This window comes from Salinicoccus sp. Marseille-QA3875 (assembly GCF_054950095.1).
Map to the genome: position 1 here is coordinate 2589047 of NZ_CM143103.1, position 15006 is coordinate 2604052.

Annotated in this window: 16 protein-coding genes; 12 read left to right on the forward strand and 4 right to left on the reverse strand. The window is 39.0% G+C overall.

The window, feature by feature from the left end; translation table 11 throughout:
- Window positions 1-16: 16 nt before the first annotated feature.
- Window positions 17-1480, forward strand: coding sequence for a TcaA second domain-containing protein (locus ACY8DT_RS13180; RefSeq protein ID WP_462420767.1), 1464 nt, complete (start codon window positions 17-19; stop codon window positions 1478-1480).
- Window positions 1481-1530: 50 nt separating this feature from the next.
- Window positions 1531-2976, forward strand: a complete 1446-nt coding sequence (locus ACY8DT_RS13185) for a hypothetical protein (RefSeq protein WP_462420768.1) — start codon at window positions 1531-1533, stop codon at window positions 2974-2976.
- 59 nt (window positions 2977-3035) lie between these two features.
- Here ACY8DT_RS13185 and ACY8DT_RS13190 read toward each other — a convergent pair whose 3' ends face one another.
- Window positions 3036-3878, reverse strand: coding sequence for a helix-turn-helix domain-containing protein (locus ACY8DT_RS13190; RefSeq protein WP_462420769.1), 843 nt, complete (start codon window positions 3876-3878; stop codon window positions 3036-3038).
- 114 nt (window positions 3879-3992) lie between these two features.
- On the opposite strand from ACY8DT_RS13190, the gene ACY8DT_RS13195 reads away from it, so the two are divergent.
- The gene (locus ACY8DT_RS13195; RefSeq protein ID WP_462420770.1) at window positions 3993-4928 is read left to right on the forward strand and encodes an MBL fold metallo-hydrolase; all 936 of its coding nucleotides are present in this window, start codon (window positions 3993-3995) and stop codon (window positions 4926-4928) included.
- On the opposite strand, the gene ACY8DT_RS13200 is transcribed toward ACY8DT_RS13195, so the two are convergent.
- Both ACY8DT_RS13200 and ACY8DT_RS13205 read right to left on the reverse strand, forming a co-directional pair.
- Window positions 4861-5814 carry an alpha/beta hydrolase gene (locus ACY8DT_RS13200; RefSeq protein ID WP_462420771.1) on the reverse strand — a complete coding sequence of 318 codons (954 nt, stop codon included), beginning with the start codon at window positions 5812-5814 and terminating at the stop codon, window positions 4861-4863. The two genes, ACY8DT_RS13195 and ACY8DT_RS13200, sit on opposite strands and share 68 nt — an antisense overlap.
- Window positions 5811-6722 (reverse strand): aldo/keto reductase, encoded by a 912-nt coding sequence (locus ACY8DT_RS13205; protein ID WP_462420772.1) that lies wholly within the window; start codon window positions 6720-6722, stop codon window positions 5811-5813. Before ACY8DT_RS13205 ends, ACY8DT_RS13200 begins: the two co-directional genes overlap by 4 nt.
- A gap of 154 nt (window positions 6723-6876) precedes the next feature.
- Between ACY8DT_RS13205 and ACY8DT_RS13210 the strand changes: the two genes are divergently transcribed.
- The 4 genes from ACY8DT_RS13210 to deoB all read left to right on the forward strand — a co-directional run bounded on the left by ACY8DT_RS13210 (window position 6877) and on the right by deoB (window position 10051).
- Window positions 6877-7425 carry an NUDIX domain-containing protein gene (locus ACY8DT_RS13210; RefSeq protein WP_462420773.1) on the forward strand — a complete coding sequence of 183 codons (549 nt, stop codon included), beginning with the start codon at window positions 6877-6879 and terminating at the stop codon, window positions 7423-7425.
- A gap of 105 nt (window positions 7426-7530) precedes the next feature.
- Window positions 7531-7992: a ferric iron uptake transcriptional regulator gene (gene fur / locus ACY8DT_RS13215; protein WP_462420774.1), complete on the forward strand. Its 462-nt coding sequence runs from the start codon at window positions 7531-7533 to the stop codon at window positions 7990-7992.
- The gene (xerD, locus tag ACY8DT_RS13220) at window positions 7988-8872 is read left to right on the forward strand and encodes a site-specific tyrosine recombinase XerD (RefSeq protein ID WP_462422278.1); all 885 of its coding nucleotides are present in this window, start codon (window positions 7988-7990) and stop codon (window positions 8870-8872) included. The genes fur and xerD overlap by 5 nt, the downstream gene beginning before the upstream one ends.
- A 6-nt stretch (window positions 8873-8878) precedes the next feature.
- The gene (deoB, locus tag ACY8DT_RS13225; RefSeq protein WP_462420775.1) at window positions 8879-10051 is read left to right on the forward strand and encodes a phosphopentomutase; all 1173 of its coding nucleotides are present in this window, start codon (window positions 8879-8881) and stop codon (window positions 10049-10051) included.
- 147 nt (window positions 10052-10198) lie between these two features.
- Here the strand turns inward: deoB and ACY8DT_RS13230 are convergent, their stop codons facing one another.
- Window positions 10199-10726 (reverse strand): DUF309 domain-containing protein, encoded by a 528-nt coding sequence (locus tag ACY8DT_RS13230; protein ID WP_462420776.1) that lies wholly within the window; start codon window positions 10724-10726, stop codon window positions 10199-10201.
- A gap of 28 nt (window positions 10727-10754) precedes the next feature.
- Here ACY8DT_RS13230 and ACY8DT_RS13235 point away from each other — a divergent pair, with 28 nt between their 5' ends.
- From ACY8DT_RS13235 to ACY8DT_RS13255, 5 genes are all read left to right on the forward strand, one after another.
- Complete coding sequence (locus ACY8DT_RS13235) at window positions 10755-11462, forward strand: segregation and condensation protein A (RefSeq protein ID WP_462420777.1); 708 nt, start codon at window positions 10755-10757, stop codon at window positions 11460-11462.
- Window positions 11463-11467: 5 nt separating this feature from the next.
- On the forward strand, window positions 11468-12010 hold the full coding sequence (scpB, locus tag ACY8DT_RS13240; protein ID WP_462420778.1) for an SMC-Scp complex subunit ScpB: 543 nt from the start codon (window positions 11468-11470) through the stop codon (window positions 12008-12010).
- Entirely contained in the window at window positions 12000-12725 is a 726-nt protein-coding gene (locus ACY8DT_RS13245; RefSeq protein WP_462420779.1) for a pseudouridine synthase, read from the forward strand. Before scpB ends, ACY8DT_RS13245 begins: the two co-directional genes overlap by 11 nt.
- 89 nt (window positions 12726-12814) lie before the next feature.
- Entirely contained in the window at window positions 12815-13360 is a 546-nt protein-coding gene (gene resA / locus ACY8DT_RS13250) for a thiol-disulfide oxidoreductase ResA (RefSeq protein ID WP_462420780.1), read from the forward strand.
- A complete protein-coding gene (locus tag ACY8DT_RS13255; RefSeq protein ID WP_462420781.1) occupies window positions 13360-15006 on the forward strand; it encodes a cytochrome c biogenesis ResB family protein in 1647 nt (548 codons plus the stop codon). Before resA ends, ACY8DT_RS13255 begins: the two co-directional genes overlap by 1 nt.

Consider the following 15006-nt stretch of genomic DNA (forward strand, 5'->3'; position numbering starts at 1 on the left):
AAAAGAGGAAAATCAAATGAAATTTTGTAAAAATTGCGGAGAAGAAATTCGCCCAGAAGCAAAAGTCTGTACAAACTGTGGCCACAAAGTAGAGGCCTCCGCGACAAATACTGCTCAGAGACAGCAGCCTGAACCGAGTAAACCGATGGATCCGGCAAAGAAAAAACTGTTGATCATTTTTGCAGCAGGCTTCGCTATGGTGGCAGTAATCATAGCAATCGTATACAGCCTGGTCGCAGGTGCCCTGTCCCCGGATAATAAGCTGGATACTATTGCTGAAGCCGTGACAGAGGAAGATGCAGAAGCATTGAAGAAAGCTGTGGACAATGACATTACACTTGAAGAGGCACAAGCCTATATTGCTTATGTCGATCAGGTATCCGGATTGTCGAAATATAATTCATGGGTCGGAGATGTAAAAACGGCTCTTGGTGATGGGGCGCCGGGATCTGACATATTTGATGGTATATACACACTATTATCTGTTAACAAAGATGGTTCTCAATATTTAGTTTTTGATGACTACAGTTTCACGATACCCAGAACCAACGTTTATATGTCAGAGTCATATGATATGGATAAATTCGTCTATACTATGGATGGAAACGACTACGAGTGGACTTCAGGCAGTGAGAAATTTGCTGAACTGATACCGGGAAAATATCAATTTGACGGCTTTGCTGTAATTGATGAGAAAGAATATGATTCCTCCATAAATGTCGACTTTCAAAACAGCGAGTCTGCAGTTCTGGATCCTGGGTACTTTTATTTGACAATCAGTGAATCCGTGACTTCCATGTACTATGAGGATGTTTCCGAGGATAGTCTTATTGTCACCGTCGGTGGGGAAGAAGTTGAAGTCAACACGAATGATTACTCTGATAGACTCGGCCCTTATCCGTTTGAAGAAGAGCTGGATGTCAGCGCGACAGTTACACACGCAGGGGAAACTTTTGAAAGTAAAAACGAGCCGCTTAATCTGAGTTATGATGAAGTAGGTATGGATTATTCTACAGGAGAAGCTGCGCCCGTACACTTTGTAGAGCTCGAATTTGATACAGATGCCATCTATGATGCCGGTGAAGCTGAACGTAATGCAGCACAACTGGAAGAAGAGCGTGAAGCTTTCGAAGATGACATGGAAGATAACGTTGAATCATTTTTGACTGACTATCTTTATGCTCTTGAAATGATGTACATGTTTGAAGATATCGATCAAGTTGAAGATTATGTCAATGATGAAACAGATGCATATGCGGCACTGGAATCCAACATTGATTCAGGTACATTTGAAGGCATGTATATTACAGACATACAATACTCGGATTTTTCCCGTGATGGCAGTACAATAACGGTTAATGTGAGTAGTGAGAGAGATTATGATCTTCTCGATGAACCTGCAGAAATAATTACAAAATATACGCTTGAATATGATCCTGAAGAACTGGATTTTGAAATTACAGGCTTCCAGGACGTTTAATGATTGGCACCGGAGTTTTTACTCCGGTGCCATTTTATAGGAGGGAAAATATGAAATATCTATTGATGCTTGCGGTACTTCTGCTGTTGTCAGGCTGTGGAAGTGATGATGGAAACAAAGAAGTAGTCGTGGTTGGAAATGACAGCAGTTCGGAAACTGGGCAGAATGAACCGGAAGAAGAGAATGTCGATCATGTCGCGGAAAACGATACTGATGCAGATGAAACAAAAGCTGAAGAAGAACCTTCAGAGGAAGAGACAGAAGAAGATGACTCACTGATCAGTAATCTTGAAACGAATAAAATCGCTCAGCTGGTCAATGAAGAAAGCTTCGAAATCGTTTCAGAAGAAGATCGGGATTATTATGAACGTATTACAGATATTGACGGGGACGGCACTGATGAAACAGTTCAAATATTGAACAACACCCGAGTTGACGAAGATGAAGTTAAGCTCGGTCATTATATACTTGCCATCTTTGACAGTAATCAAGAAGCAGTTTACGCGGAATATACATATGATTTTTACGGTGGATCCACACCGAGGATTATGGATGTGATAGATATGGACGGAGATGGCATCAGTGAAATCATCATGGAGAATCTGATGTCATCTACAGCAACAGCAGCTACCGGACTGCAGTCTCCTTCACGTTTCATTTATAAATATGATGAATTGATAGGACAATTCAACACGGTGCCAACTCTTGGAAGATTTCTTCAGAATGAAGCAGTTGATACTTATGAAATCAACGTCAACGACTTCATAACAGGCCTGGATTATAATTTTTCATATGCTCCAGCTGTGGAGATGGAGGAAAGTGAGGGGCATTTAAGAGATTTGATTGATTATGGAATTATGGATGAAGCGTCGGGTGGTTTTGCGGATGGCTTTGTCGAGAATACCCATGGCAACCATCGTTATCAGCACCCATCCTACTTGATGCAGCTGGATGGAATGTCGAATCTTGGTCTCGTCTACAATGATCCGGTATTTTCTGCACGGTGGCTGACATTGAATGCGACTTCGCTTTATGAATATAACTCTGATTATAACTGGATGGAAATGGTTGGCATAGACGGTGAATTTGAAACAGAAGCTGCGGTGAATAAAGAACGGGAACCTTTTACTGTTTCAGAATTCAGCAGCAGGTTCGATACTGACGGTGTGTCAAAGGATGATTACATGGGTGAATGGACAATGGTCATAGATGGCAGAATCCAGGAGTTCAATTACATGACAGTCGATATCAGTGAGGAGAAGATTACTGAAACCCACGTCGAGAGCGGAGATGCAGCGGGCCATAACAGCGAAGTTGTTGTAGATTCTATTGAATTGTCCAATAATACGAATCAGTTGAAAGTATCAGGAGAAGTTACAGATAATGATGCAGCGGAAGTGAATAACTCTTATCACAATACTTTTACAATCATCTACATTGAAGGTACTGAACACATGATGGATAAGTATGGTAATTTATATTTGCAATTGGAATGATCAAATAAAAATCCTGTTATAAATGTTGTATTCCAGCATTTATAACAGGATTTAAATATTTATTCCAATGATTGCCATACTTGTATTTTGGATTCAGAATAGTCAACGTCAAACGGGCTTTTAATCACTTCGATGGAGAAGTTGCAGTTTAAGTCTCTATTCATTTTGAAGCGCCATCTCCTGAAAATATACTGATAAATGTCTTCAATCAGTGTACCGGCTCTGCCGACACCTTCAAATATCGTGAAGTCGCTTGATTCAGTATAGGTTTCGTTAAATGGAGTCGCGTCTACAGAACTCACACCAATCATCAGCTCCATCTCATCTTTGACGATTCTTTCATGGAGAATGATTCCCTTTATCAAACCCGTGTTGTAATTCAACAATTCATCAACTACACCATTTTTTTCGAGTTTTTTTAATACTGCCAGCTTTTTTTCCCGGCTGTAATCATTGATTGAAAAATATTGAGTGATTCCAATGATTCTGAAGCTGTCGGCATATATAGTCCTTGTCGGATATTTAGGGGTGTCCACCGGGACTATTTCAAATGTGATTCTTTCCAGCAGGTCCAGATGTCTGATGTGTCTTTCTGTTTCATAAGGGGAGATGCCCATAGTCTGTCTGTACAATTCTTTGAATTCATCGACGTTACTGTAGCCGTAATACTTGGCAATGTCTATCAGTCTGCGGTGACCTTCATAAAGCTCATATGCAATTTCAGTCATTCTTCTTTTCTGCTGGTATTCATAAGGTGTCATACCAACCAGCGAAGTGAAAATGGTTATAAAGGATTTAGGCTCTACACCGAGATCATTAAGTGCTTCACTATAATCTATCTGTTCTCTCAAGTGATCTTCTATATAAATTATAAATTTTTCAATGAAATTTACAGTTTCCATACTGCCTGATGCCACCTTCACAATACTTTTTCTCTTATAATTATTATTTCACTGTCACCTTAAAAACACAATAATTATGATATAATTGACCAATCAATATAAAAAGGTGATTTTATGCAGTTTACAGTTCTCGGGTCAGGTGCAGGCTTGCCTTCTAAGAAAAGCAATACACAAAGTTATATTTTGGATGTCATTGATGAAATCAATCAATACATACTCATAGATGCTGGTGAAGCCCTTCAGCACCGGATGTTACATACAAATATTAAACCATCAAAAGTTAGAAATATTTTCATTACACATTTACATGGAGACCATATATATGGTTTACCTGGATTTCTATCATCCCGGGCACACCAGGGCGGAGAGGACCTGCCTCTTACGATCTACGGGCCTAAAGGTTTGAAAGAATGGCTGGCTGTGACATTTGAAATCAGCAGTTCCAGATTGAACTATCCTTTGAGTATTATTGAAGTGGAGCATGACTCCCAAATAAAAATCGATAAGTTTAACATCAGCGTATACTTATTGGACCATACTATCGACAGCTACCTTTATGTTTTCATCGAAGAAAATAAAAAAGGTGCTTTAAATACAGAGAAACTTAAAAATTTAGGGATAAAGCCGGGACCGGTTTATGCAGATATAAAAAATTCCTCCGTCTTCGAATATGATGGGGTTTCTTATAATACAGAAGAATTCATAGGACCGGAAATCAAAGGACGGAAAATATCTGTGCACGGGGACACACGTATCGTTTCAGACAGGGAATATTTATCCCTGATCGATAACAGCGATCTGATTGTCCATGAAGCGACCTACCTGGATAATGAAAATGAAAAAGCACACCAGTACTTCCATTCGGAAATATCAGATGTGCTGAATAATTTCAGCAGTATCAGTTATGAACACCTGCTGCTGTCTCATTTAAGCAACCGTTATGAAGATGATTATCTGAAAGAACTAAAAGCAAGACTGCCTTCTAATGTTTCTCTTGCCCATGATTTTTTTCAACTTCCCATTTCACATAATTCTCGAGGAAGTAAGTGACTTTTTCGATATAAGCCTCCTGGTTGCGGTTGAAACTTTCGACGTGGCCGCCGCGTCCGGGGTACCATGAAACTTTGGGCCCCTTCTTTTTATTATATAGTTCTTCAGTCTGCTGATAAGGTATGAACCTGTCATTCTTAGAGTGGATGAACAAGATCGGCTGTTTAATTTTATCAACCACTCTTATCGGCGAGACTTTGTATAGTGAGAATTTACTTCTGAATCTGAAAAACAGATTCGTAACGAGCAGTACAAAAGGTGAAGCTATTCTGGAGTATTGCCCGAAAATAAATGTCAGTTGATCTGCGAATTTAGAGAACGAAGCATCTGAAATATAAAACTTCGCTTTATTTGAAAGTTCTCCGGCATAAAGCAGCATAGTGGCCGCACCCATGGATTCTCCGTGAATGCCGAATTCGATGTCTTGACCGTAATGTGAATGAAGATAATCAACGACCGTTTCAAGATCATACTTTTCATAAAAACCGTAAGTAGAGTGAATACCGCCGGTATTGCCGTGTCTTCTGGCATCATAGATTACACAGTTATAGCCCATCTCTACAAACATATTTAAATATTTGATGGAGCTCACCTTGTTTTCTGTGACTCCGTGGCAGAGGACCACCCATTTATTCGTCTCATTCGGATAGACGAATATCGCGTTTATACTGTAATTGAATCTTGAGGGAATCAACTTATCATCCTGCGGCAACTTATTAAATTCATCGAGGTTAATTCTTTTCGCTCTTGTTTCCCTGCGTTTAATGACTTCGACATCACGCAGTTTAAAAAATAATGTCTGAGTTGAAGCGTAATAAGCCAATGAAACTACGATTGTAATGATTGACAGGATACCTGTCCAAATCCATATTCCTAAATTTCTCATATTCTATGTTCCTCATATCTTTGCTTTTTAAAATTTTGAAATGTCTCCGGAAAATCTTCACTGTTCATTTCCAACGCTTTCCTGTAACTGTCCATATTATTCTCAAGCTGCTTCAGACTGCTGACTCCGCTTACGATAATATCAGCTGAATCAAGAATGTATCTATAGGACAAAGCGCTCAGATCTTCAGATGTTTCAAATATTTCATTTAAAATAGACTTCAATTCTTCAGATGAATAGTTAAACATACCATCAGGGAATTTTTGTTGCAAGACTTTCTCGAATTTCTTCGTAAATAAACCTTTCATCAAAGACCCCCTTGCCATCACAACAACATTTTCGAGTGAATTTATCAGCTCAAGAGGCCTGTTGTCAATCGGATTAAATTGTAGCATCAATGTATCGATATTACTGTTGTTAATGTAGTAGTCTATGACATTCGGCCGGATGGAGGAGAGACCATAACCTCTTATGATCCCCTGTGCATTTAAGTCTTCGAATGCAGCAATCGTTTCTTCCATATTGTCTTCGATGGTCCCGCCGTGCAGCTGATACAAATCTATACTGTCCACCTTCAACCTGTGAAGTGACTCTTTAACTTGATCCCTGATATACCTGCTGGTCGCATTCCAGCCGATTTTCTGCTGAAGATGTTTATCGAACTCATTGCCGACTTTTGTACCAATCATAAAATCATGGCGGCTGCGGTATTTGTCCAGTATTTTTCCCACTACTTTCTCATTGCTGCCAAACTGGTATAAATCCGCTGTATCGAAGTAATTAATATTCTCTGCCAGAGCATATTCTATAATTTCCTCAGTCCTTATTTCATTTTCCAGCGGTAAATTCATACAACCCAAAGCAACTTGAGAAAACCTGAGATCATTATTGGATTGGATATTTTTCATTATTATATAACTCCTTCATTTGATTCAATATGACAATTATATCAATACTTCATAATAAATTTGAATAATTTCATTGAATTTTATTTTTCCTGTCTTTTTAAAGCATTATACTTAGTGGTATAGTTAAGAAAATAAACAGTCTAGGAGCTAACATATGAGTAATAATGAATCTTTTGATCATCTTAGGGAAAAGGTGATGCATTCAACTGAAATATTTAACGGTAACATTATAAAAGTGACACATGATGATGTACTGCTTCCGAACGGCAGTACTTCCAAAAGGGAAATAGTGCATCATAACGGGGCGGTTGCCATCATTGCTGTACATGATGACCATCTGTTCCTTGTCCGCCAGTATAGAACACCGACGGAAGAGGTTATTCTGGAAATCCCGGCAGGGAAGGTGGAAAAGGACGAAGAGCCTTACGAAACTGCGAGGAAAGAATTGAAAGAAGAAATTGGTGGTGTCAGTTCTGATATCAGGAAGCTGTATGAATTTTATACAGCACCAGGCTTTGCCAGTGAATTGATTCATATGTACATTGCCGAGGATCTCAAACTTGAAGAACAGGCGCTTGAAAATGATGAGTTTTTGGATGTTGTAAAAGTACCCATTGATTTATTGGAAGAACATCTTAAAAAAGGGCATTTTCGTGATGCTAAAACCATAATTGCTGTACAATATATATTATTAAATTTATAATTCTCAATTAGAAGAAAGTTTATTTATAATTATTATTAATAACTTTTAATCCATTTGAAAGTTTTGTATAATATATATTGATAAAAGATTAAAGTAGGTGGCGTTGTGGAAAAAAGAATACAGCATATAAAAGAAGCCCTTCATGATGCGCGATATAAATTGACACCCCAGCGTGAAGTGACTCTGCGTGTATTACTTGAAAATGAAAGTGATCATTTAAGTGCTGAAGATGTATTCATGAAAGTTAAAGATAAATACCCTGAAATCGGGCTTGCCACTGTATATCGTACATTGGAACTCCTCAATGAATTGAAAATATTGGATAAAATCAATTTCGGTGACGGCGTTTCAAGATATGACCTCCGCAAGGAAGGCGCTGAACATTTTCATCATCATCTTGTATGTATCAACTGCGGATCTGTTGAAGAGATTGAAGAAGACCTGCTTGGTGAAGTGGAAAAAAAGGTTGAAAATGATTTTCAGTTTAAAATTACAGATCATCGTTTAACTTTTCATGGCATATGCAGAACCTGCACATCAAATTCGGAGAACAAGGAAAATGATTGATGTATACGTGGATGAATATATTACTTTTTTGAAAATTGAAAAGGGACTGAGTGCAGCTTCGCTCAACTCATATAGACAGGATTTAAAGCATTACTCAAATTATTTGGCAGACGAGGAAATTACTTCTTTAGATAAAGTGGACACTGAATTATTGATCCAGTTCATTAAATTTCTGTCAGAAAAAGGGCTGAGTGCAAAGACCATCTCAAGAACCCAGTCCACATTAAGAAATTTCCATCAGTTTTTACTTAATCAAAATATAATTGAAATGAACCCGGCGGTGAAACTGACTGCAGTCAGAAGTGAGAAAAAGCTGCCGGAGTATTTGACTATAGAAGAAATGGAAATTTTACTCAATACACCTGATAACTCTCCGGCTGGAATGAGGGACAGCACGCTGATGGAAGTGTTATATGCTTCAGGAATCCGCGTGAGTGAACTGATCAGTATAAAAAGAGCTGATGTTAACACTGAGATGGGCTTTATTCGTGTAAGCGGGAAAGGCAGCAAAGAAAGAATTGTTCCCATCACCGATTTTGTCGCCAAAAAGCTGGATCATTATGTGACAGATATCAGACCTCAGCTTCTTAAAGGAGATGATAATGAAGATTTATTCATCACAAACAGGGGGCGGGGATTCACCCGTCAGGGATTGTGGAAGACGATAAAGAAATACGAAACGTTAAGTGGCATCAGTAAAAATATAACCCCCCATACTTTCCGCCATTCTTTCGCAACCCATCTGATTGAAAATGGTGCAGACTTAAGGGCTGTTCAGGAAATGCTCGGGCATTCGGACATCAGCACCACTCAAATATACACTCAAATATCAACGACTAAAATTCGTGAAATGTATAAACAATTTCACCCCAGAAAGTAGGATTATATGTTTAAAAGAATACATTTAATAGTATTGGATTCGGTAGGCATTGGTGCTCAGCATGATGCAAAGGAATTTGGAGATGAAGGGACACATACGCTTAAACACCTTCTGGAAGACTCTGCAGTAACGCTGGGAAATTTAGAGAAAATGGGGCTTGGCTGTATCGATGAACTGCCTGGAGTCGGCTGCCCTGAAACAACTCATGCATTTTACAGTAAGATGGCAGAACTGTCTCAGGGAAAAGACACCATGACCGGTCACTGGGAAATTGCAGGACTTCATATCGAAAAGCCATTCAAAGTATATCCACAAGGCTTTCCCGAAGAGTTACTGGATAAAATCAGAGAAGTGTCTGGCCGTGGTATAGTAGGCAATATCCCTGCAAGCGGAACTGAAATCATTAAGGATTATGGTGAGCATCAGCTGGAAACAGGAGATCTTATCATTTACACTTCTAATGATCCGGTGCTTCAAATTGCCGCTCATGAAGAAGTGATTCCTCTTGAGGAACTTTATGAAATCTGTGAAAAAGTAAGAGAGATGACCAAAGAGCCTGAATTCCTGGTTGGCAGAATCATTGCAAGACCGTTTGTCGGAACGAATAAAATGGATTTCACAAGAACAGAAAATAGACATGATTATGCATTGGAGCCGTTTGGAAAAACAGTACTGAATGCATTGGAAGAAAATAACAAAGATGTTATCGGCATCGGAAAAATCAATGACATCTTTACCGGCTCGGGTATTACAGACTCTGTCAGAACTAAAAACAACGATGATGGTGTAGATAAACTGCTCGAAGTCATGGATCGTGATTTTGAAGGAATGTCATTTTTAAACCTTGTCGATTTTGATGCACTCTACGGACACAGAAGAGATCCGGCAGGTTATTCAAATGCTTTAAAGGAATTTGATGAACGTCTACCTGAAATAACAGCTAAACTGCAGGATGATGATCTTCTCATCATCACGGCGGACCATGGGAATGACCCGACGCACACGGGTACCGATCATACAAGGGAATATGTGCCTTTACTTATGACTTCAAAAAGGCCTTTGAACTATGGTCCTCTGCGTAACAGTGATACGTTCAGCGACCTGGCAGCAACCATCGCAGAAAACTTCAATGTGCACTACGAATCAAAAGGCAAAAGTTTGCTAAGTGAGTTGAAGTAATATGAGAAACAGAAAGCTTGTTTTTATTCTGATATTGATATTTGCTTTGGTTTGGGGCATTTCGTATTGGGTATTTTTGGTATGATAAAATGAAAGACTGCGGACAAATAACTGTTGTTTGTCCGCAGTCTTTCATTTGTGGGGCAGTCAATCTTTGTCACGCTTTTTCATACGCTTCGCATTTCTGACATCGATTATCTCCCTACGGTCCCGCAAACGATGCTTTTCAACCAGCATTATGCTTGTTTTATGAAGTGATTTTATGTAGTCGAGGAAGTACTCAAATGAAACATCCGGCATTGCAAAAGAGTGCAGTGATTGATACATGTCCTTTGTAAGAGGCAGCTGCAAAGGTTTGAAGTTTACATAAGAAATATTATGTAAACGATTTTCAATCAGTGTCTTCATCTCACTTTTTAAACCGTATTTTTTATAATCAATCGGTGATATGTTCAATCTTTTGACAGCGCGATTGTATATTTTTTGGGCACCGTACAGGTTGCCCCTGCGGTAGTGGTATTCAGCAGTGGACACTTGAATGAAAAACACTTCATCAAGATCCTTTGTAAAGTTTTCTTTTGATTTCCATGAGTCTTCCATGATTTCATGGCATTCAAAGTAATCTTGTTTTATAATAAATTCGTTGTAGTATTTTAATAAAGTGATTTTATCCATAATCATTCTCCAAAATTGAGGTTTTAATATGCTTACCTATGAGGTTAGATTAGATATCTTTGAAGGCCCTCTGGACTTGCTGTTACACTTGATCAAAGAACTTGAAATTGATATATATGATATTCCCATGGCAACATTGACCGAGCAGTACATGGAGTACATAAATCAGATGAAAGGGTTGGAAATCAACATAGCAAGTGAATATTTAGTGATGGCCAGTGAACTGCTGAAAATTAAGAGTGTCATGCTGCTGCCGGAACCTGCAGCTGTAGAAGAGGATTATGAAGATCCAAGAGAACAACTGCTGGAACAGCTGCTGGAATACCAGAATTATAAAGAGTATGCTGAGGAACTTCACAACCTTAAGCTTGAAAATGATAAAACTTTTATCAAACCGCCTCATGACCTTGAGGAAACTGATGATAATAACGAAGATCTTTCACTAAATTTATCACATTTGATTGAAGCGTACCAGAAAGTTAAAATGCGGGTGTCATTGAACCAGCCACAGACTGTAACGATCAGAAGGGAAATCGTTTCGAAGGAACATGCAGAACAATATATATACAATAGGTTTGAAACAAAGAATTCACTCGGGTTCCTTGATTTGTTCAGTCTGGATGAATCAAAGCCGATGATTGTAGCAGTTTTCATAGTCATCCTTGACTGGGTGAAATCACATAAGATGATGATTCACATTTCAGATGATGGAGATTATCAATTTGAAAGGCAGTAATATTCATGGAAAAAATAGATATAATTGAAGGTCTGCTGTATATCGCAGGCGATGTCGGGCTGACTGAGGAGCAGCTGATCATGCATGTGCCGATTACCAGGCAGCAGCTGGGTCATGAGATAGAGCAGTATAATAAATCACATTTGACGATCAGCCGGCACGATCAGCGCTACTTTTTAAAGACAACGGCAGAAATGGAGAAGTATATCGATAGAATACTTCAGGATAAACCTAAAAATAAACTTTCACAGGCATCACTGGAAGTGCTGTCCATCATCGCATACAACCAGCCGGCATCCCGTGCCATGATAGAAGAGCTTCGCGGCGTCCAATCAGACGGACCGATTACTACACTGATGAATAAAAATCTTATATTAAAGAAAAGCCTGGAGAACGAACGTGCAGCACACTTTGTTACCGGCGAAACATTTTTACAAGTTTTTGGACTGGAAAGCTTGGATGATCTGCCGACCCAGGACGACATTAAAGAACAGGAAGAAATCGATCTGTTCTTTAATAATTTGAAGGAGGAAGAATATGACAAATGAAGTACGGTTACAAAAAGTTATATCTAACAGCGGCGTGACTTCACGACGTAAGGCTGAACAATTCATAATTGATGGCAGAGTAAGTGTAAACGGTACGATTGTAACGGAGCTGGGTACGAAAGTGACCGACAGCGATAAAGTAGAGGTAGACGGTATACCTTTAACAAAGGAAGAAAAAGTATATATTCTCTATTACAAACCATCAGGTGAAATATCTACGGTTGATGATGATAACAACCGCAGAACCGTAACATCGAGATTTGCCGGGCTGAACTTAAGAATCTACCCTGTCGGAAGACTGGATTATGACACCTCAGGTGTTCTGCTTCTGACCAATGATGGTGATTTTACACAATACATGACCCATCCGAAATTTGAAGTCACGAAGACATACAGAGTTAAAGTGGACGGAATACTTAAGAGACACCAGCAGAAAGAAATGACCAAAGGCATACAACTCGAAGACGGTATGACTGCTCCTGCAGACATTGAAATCATCCGTGATAAAAAAGACAGGAATATGATTTTGGATGTCACGATCCACGAAGGCAGAAACCGCCAGATCCGAAGAATGTTCGAGTATTTCGACCTTGAAGTGCTCAAATTGACACGTACCAAATATGACTTTTTAAACCTGGATAATCTGAGTGAAGGCGAGTACAGATTCCTGAAGCCGCATGAAGTTAAAAAACTGATTGCCAATGCGAAGGGTTAACGCTTGAATTGTCATAATACTGTCAAACCGTACTAATATATGAATGCTATAATAATAAGAAGCTAAAATTGTTACGGCAGGTGAAATTTATGAAGAAAAGAACCAGGAATATACTTCGTATAAGTATCATTTCAAGTATTGTCATATTATTAGGCGTTACACTATGGTTTAACCTGACCTCCGATTCGAAAGCGATACAAGTAGGAGATGAAGCAGTTGATTTCCAACTTGAAACTTTAGATGGTGAACAGATCCAGTTGTCTGAAATCAACCGGGATAAAGGTGTAATATTGAATTTCTGGGGTACATGGTGTGAACCTTGTCGTGAAGAAATGCCGGATATGAACGAAATTTATAATGAAGGTCATGAAGATTATGAAATTGTTGCTGTCAACGTTTCTGAAGGTAATCAGCAGATCAACCAGTTTCTATCGAGTCTTGATGAAGACTTGAGTTTTCCAATTGTGCTGGACAGTAATAGAGATGTGACCAAAGCTTATCAGGTCGGTCCTTTACCGACGACCATCGCAATAGATAAGGACGGAGTTGTGGTTGAAAAACAGGAACATCAGCTGACCACGGACGATATTTATAACTTTATAGAACAATCGACTTCGGAACAGGATGAAAATTAATGGAATTAAAAGAAATAAAATGTGAATCCTGTGGTCATGTAAACCCGCCGGGTACCCAGCTGTGCCAATCCTGTGGGAAGATGATCAACAGTGACTATGATAAAAAGAAAATAAAAGATCTTATGCGCTATGACGGCAGTGCAATACGTTCTAAAACCCGTTCCAAAAGTATTTTTGATAAAATATGGATGTTCTTTACTTCCATAAAGGTAGGAGTCTCCATTATACTGATCATTGCAATATCAGCATCAATCGGGACTCTTTTTCCTCAGGAATACTTTATACCTGTCGGAGTCGAGCCCTTACAGTATTATACTGATAACTATGGAACATTAGGCCGCCTTTATTACGAACTGGGTTTTCATAATTTATATTCTTCATGGTGGTTTATCATCCTGATAGGAATGCTTGCTTTATCCATAATTGCTGCAAGTATTGACAGGGGGCTCCCTTTACTTAAATCATTAAGAAATCAAAGGGCAAAAAAACACCCATCTTTCTATAAAAGACAGCGTTTAAATTTACATCAGACAGATGCAGGCAATACTGAAAGTGTCATCGAAGATCTTAAGAAAAAAGGATACAAGCATAAAGCGGATAACAATCATCATCTTCTTGAAAAAGGATGGCTCTCCAGATGGGGGCCTTACATAAACCATACCGGTCTGATTATCCTGTTATTCGGAAGTATGCTCAGGTTTTTCCCGGGTATGTATGTGGATGAACTTGTCTATATCACTGAAGGAGAGACTGTTCAGCTTCCTGAAACAGAGGGTCAGTATTATGTTGAGAATAATGATTTCATCGTAGATATGTATGATGAGAATGCAGGTTCTGTATTTGATGAAACGCTTCAAAATTCAAATGAGACGGTAACTAGCAATTACCAGACCGATATCACATTCTATGAAAATCAAAACAAAGATGTTATTGGTTCTTCACCTGATTTGAAAGAAGTTGAAGATTACAGTATACGTGTCAACCATCCATACAGATTCGACCAGTTTGAACTTTATCAGTCGAGTTATGATAACTCACAGATGAAGTCGATGACTTTCCAGCTGGAAGACTCGAGTGGGGAGGTCATAGGTGAACAGTTCACAGTCGATCTTGATAATCCTGATAAATCTTACGATATTGGTGAAGGCATGGAAGTGAACATGCGGGCTTATGCTCCTGACTTTGTGGAAATTGATGATAACGGATCTTTGATTTCCAAAACTCCGGTTGCAACGAACCCGGCATTTGTCTTCGAAGTTACTGATGGAGAATCAAGTGAACTCAGTCTGCTTCAGGTCATGCTGTCAACCGACATCACACAGGATAATGAATACAGTGTCAAGTTCGTTGAAAATGAAAATCACTGGGCAACGGTGCTGACTTTGAAGAAAGATCTGACGCTGCCGTTCATAGCAACCGGCTTCATCATATTTTTAATCGGTCTTGCCATCGGTTCATATATTAACCATAGACGTATATGGATCAATGACGAAGATGGGTTGAATATCAGTGCACATACGAATAAGAACTACTTTGGATTGAAAAAAGAGCTCAATCCGATATTAGAAAAAAATGGATATGAACACATCTTTGACAGAGACGCCAAAGATCAAAATGAAGGCGTCAACACTGATGAGGAGAAATAA